Source organism: Arhodomonas sp. KWT, from assembly GCF_010993615.1.
This window is the reverse complement of sequence record NZ_WNXE01000002.1, coordinates 106,072-109,527: the sequence shown is the minus strand read 5'-3', so window position 1 is coordinate 109,527 and position 3,456 is coordinate 106,072. Positions and strand designations below refer to the sequence as shown.

3 protein-coding genes are annotated in these 3,456 nt (G+C 72.0%); 2 read left to right on the top strand and 1 reads right to left on the bottom strand.

Annotation, left to right across the window (positions count from 1 at the left end; genetic code table 11):
* The first annotated feature begins 155 nt into the window (after positions 1 to 155).
* Together G7A99_RS01480 and G7A99_RS01475 are read left to right on the top strand one after the other, a co-directional pair.
* Positions 156 to 1,457 carry a diguanylate cyclase domain-containing protein gene (locus tag G7A99_RS01480; RefSeq protein WP_018717717.1) on the top strand — a complete coding sequence of 434 codons (1,302 nt, stop codon included), beginning with the start codon at positions 156 to 158 and terminating at the stop codon, positions 1,455 to 1,457.
* An 85-nt stretch (positions 1,458 to 1,542) separates the two neighbouring features.
* Positions 1,543 to 2,715 carry an NnrS family protein gene (locus G7A99_RS01475; protein ID WP_018717716.1) on the top strand — a complete coding sequence of 391 codons (1,173 nt, stop codon included), beginning with the start codon at positions 1,543 to 1,545 and terminating at the stop codon, positions 2,713 to 2,715.
* 47 nt (positions 2,716 to 2,762) lie between these two features.
* Here G7A99_RS01475 and G7A99_RS25080 read toward each other — a convergent pair.
* The coding region (locus G7A99_RS25080) for an OB-fold nucleic acid binding domain-containing protein (protein WP_240466057.1) at positions 2,763 to 3,456 on the bottom strand (694 nt) is incomplete at its 5' end.

The window sequence follows — 3,456 nt, the reverse complement described above, 5'->3', positions numbered from 1 at the left end:
GGATCATCGGCGATCTCTCCGATCACGACCAGGTCCTCCATAGCCTGGCCCTCATTCCCGTGGGCCGGGGACACGCGTAAGCGTGGCATAACGCACCGACGCAGCAGGCGCCGCCGGCATCCCGGGGGCCCCCGGGAGACAGCGGAGAACAAGCAATGCCGAACTGCCAGATCCCGACAGGCCACTCACCGTCGCGGCGCCCGGTTCCCGGTCTGCCGCCGGCGCTGGGCATCGACGGGGGGCCGCCGGTCATCGCCGGCCCCGACGACGGCGGCCCGGAGCTGCTGCACCGCGTCGTCGAGCACAGCAGCGACGCGCTGGTGGTGATCGACCCCGACGGGATCATCCGCTATGCCAACCCCGCGGCGCTTCGTCTGTTCGGCCGTGGTCACAACGAACTCGTGCACTCGCCATTCGGCTTTCCCCTGACCGCCGCCCGCACGGAGATCGACGTCCTGCCGCCGGAACGGCCGCCCCGGGTCGCGGAAATGGCGGTAGCCGGCATTCCCTGGCAGGGACGGACGGGCTATCTCGCAAGCCTGCGCGACATCACCGAACGCAAACGCCTCGAGCACGACCTGCGCCTGTCGGACCGCATCTTCGAGAACGCCGCCGAGGGCCTGCTGATCACCGGCGCGGACAACCGTGTCCTGCGCGCCAACGCCGCGGTCACGGAGATCACCGGTATCGGGGCCGGCGAGCTGCTCGGCAGCGACATCCTCGGGGCCCTCGCCCCCGCACGGAGCGAAGCGCTCGCCGGCGAGGTGCACCGGGCGCTGGCAGCGGGCCGGCGCTGGCAGGGCGAGATCGCCTCGCAGCGCCCGGACGGCAGCACCTTCGTCGCCTGGGTGAATGTCATCGGCGTCCGCGACAGTGAAGCACCGAACATCCGTAACAACATCGTCACCATTACCGACGTCACCCGCTGGAAAGCCGCCGAGCAACGCCTGGATTACCTGGCACACTTCGACCCGCTCACCGGGGTACCCAACCGCGCCGCGCTGGAGGAACACCTGGCACTGAGTCTCGCTCGCCGGCGCACGGACCGGATGCTGGCGGTACTGTTCCTGGACATCGACGGCTTCAAGCGCGTGAACGACGCCTACGGTCACGACACCGGCGACCGCCTGCTCGCCCACTTCGCCACCACCCTGCGCAACACCCTGCGCGACGGGGACTTCGTCGCCCGGCTGGGCGGCGACGAGTTCACGATCGTGCTGGAGGACATCCGCGAGCTCCGGCACGCGGTGACGGTGGCCGAGAAGCTGCTCTACGCCATGGACTCCCCCGTGACAGTGAACGGCCATACCTTCCGCGTGGGCACCAGTATCGGTATCGCGCTGGCTCCCGGGGACGGCGAGGACGGGCATAACCTCATCCGTGCCGCGGACATGGCGATGTATCGCGCCAAGAGCGCCTCGGGCGACACCTACGCGATCTCGGCCCACCGCCATTGAGCCCGCTCCGGCGGGATCGCCGGTGGTGTTCAGACCGGCCTTTAAAAGGTATATTTGATACATCTTAAAACGTGTCGGTGATCCCATGCCCCGCTCCCATCTACTGGCCTATCCGTTCCGGATCTTCTTTCTCCTGACGGCGCTGTTCGCGGTCGTGGTCATCGCCGTATGGCTCGGTGTGCTCACCGGATCGATCCGGCTGCCGGCAGCGACCTCGCCACTGTGGTGGCACGCCCACGAGATGCTTTACGGGCTGGTGCCGGGCGCGGTCGCCGGCTTCCTGCTCACGGCGATGGCGAACTGGACGGGGGCTCCGCCGCCCACCGGGGCCCGGCTGCTCGGCCTCGCGGCGCTGTGGCTCGCCGGCCGGCTGGCGATGGCGCTGTACGGCGGCGTCATACCCGTGGTCCCGGCGGCCATCATCGACCTCGCCTTCCTGCCGGCCCTGGCCCTGGTGGCACTGCGCACGCTTTGGCGGCACGGCAACCGGCGCAACCTGCCGCTGGTGGCCGTGCTGGCCGTATTCGCCCTCGGCAACCTATGCCTGCATCTCGCCATGGCCGGGGTCGCGCCAGGACTGGCGCGTACCGGGGAGTACCTCGCCCTCGATCTCACCGCCATCCTTATGGCCGTGATCGGCGGGCGGATCATCCCGGCATTCTCCGGCAACTGGCTGCGGCGTCAGGGACGGGACCCTGAGCTCATACGCCGCCAGCCCCGGCTCGACCGGGCGGCCCTGCTGGCGCTGGTCGCCGTGCTCGCTGCCGACGCCCTCGCCCCCGGCAGCCGCGTGACCGCGGTGCTCGCCCTCGTCGCAGCGGCGCTGCACGCGGCCCGGGTGATCGGCTGGCGGGGCTGGCACACCGTCGGCGATCCGCTGATGTGGATCCTCCACCTGGGCTACGCCTGGATCCCGGTGGCGCTGCTGCTCAAGGGCCTGACCCCGTTCGTCCCCGCCGTGCCGCCGGCGGCCTGGATCCACGCCCTGGGCGTCGGCGCCATCGGCACGCTCATCCTCGGGGTGATGACGCGGGTGGCCGTCGCCCACACCGCCCGGGGGCTGCTGCTGCGCCCGGGGGGACGCGCGATCTACGCGCTGATCACGCTGGCGGTGCTCGCCCGACTCACCTCCGCCGCCACTGGTGCCACCGGCGCCCTGCACCTGGCGGGGGCGGCCTGGATCGCCTCCTTCGGGATCTTCGTCGTCGCCTATGCCCCGGTGCTGAACGCGCCGCGGGCGGACGGCCAGCCGGGATAGCATGCGCCCGTATCGCCGGGTGGCAGCCGCGGGGCAACCCCGGCGGGCTAGGCGAAGTCCCGGCTGCGGGTGACCAGCCGCCCCAAGAGCCGGGAGTGATCCTCGATGCGCCCGGCGACGAGGTGCATGACCTCGCCCCGGCGCTCCCAGGTGCCGATCACGCCGAGCAGCCGCCCGCCGACCACGGCGCGACGGAAACGCTCGGCGGTGGCCTGCCAGACGACGACGTTCACCACGCCGGTCTCGTCCTCCAGGGTAAGAAAGGTCACCCCACCGGCGGAGCCGGGCCGCTGGCGGGTAATGACGAGACCGGCCCCCCGCACCAGCCGGCCGTGGCCGACCTCCCGCAGCGCGGCGGCGGTGCGGAAGCGCCGCCGGGCGAGGTGCGGGCGCAGCAGGGCCAGGGGATGGCGGCCCAGGCTCACGCCGGTACTGGCGTAGTCCGCCACCAGGGTCTCGCCCTCGCCGGGGGGCGCCAGCGCCGGGGCCGGCTCCTCGATCGCCGTGCCCCGCAGCACCGGCAGCTCCGGCTCCACACCGAGGACCGCCCAGCGGGCCCGGCGGCGGTGACCGGCCAGCCCGGCCAGGGCCCCCGCCGCGGCCAGGGCCTTGAGATCCCGGCGTTCCAGCGAGGCACGCCGGGCGAGATCCGTGACGTCATCGAAGGCACACCCGCGCCGGGCCGTGAGCAGCTGCTCGATACCGCCCGCGGACAACCCCCGCACCAGGCTCAGCCCGAGT

What these genes read in the sequence shown, in the direction of transcription:
- G7A99_RS01480 (WP_018717717.1), top strand. Translation starts at nt 156, where the DNA reads ATGCCGAACTGCCAGATCCCGACAGGCCACTCACCGTCGCGGCGCCCG.
- G7A99_RS01475 (WP_018717716.1), top strand. Translation starts at nt 1,543, where the DNA reads ATGCCCCGCTCCCATCTACTGGCCTATCCGTTCCGGATCTTCTTTCTC.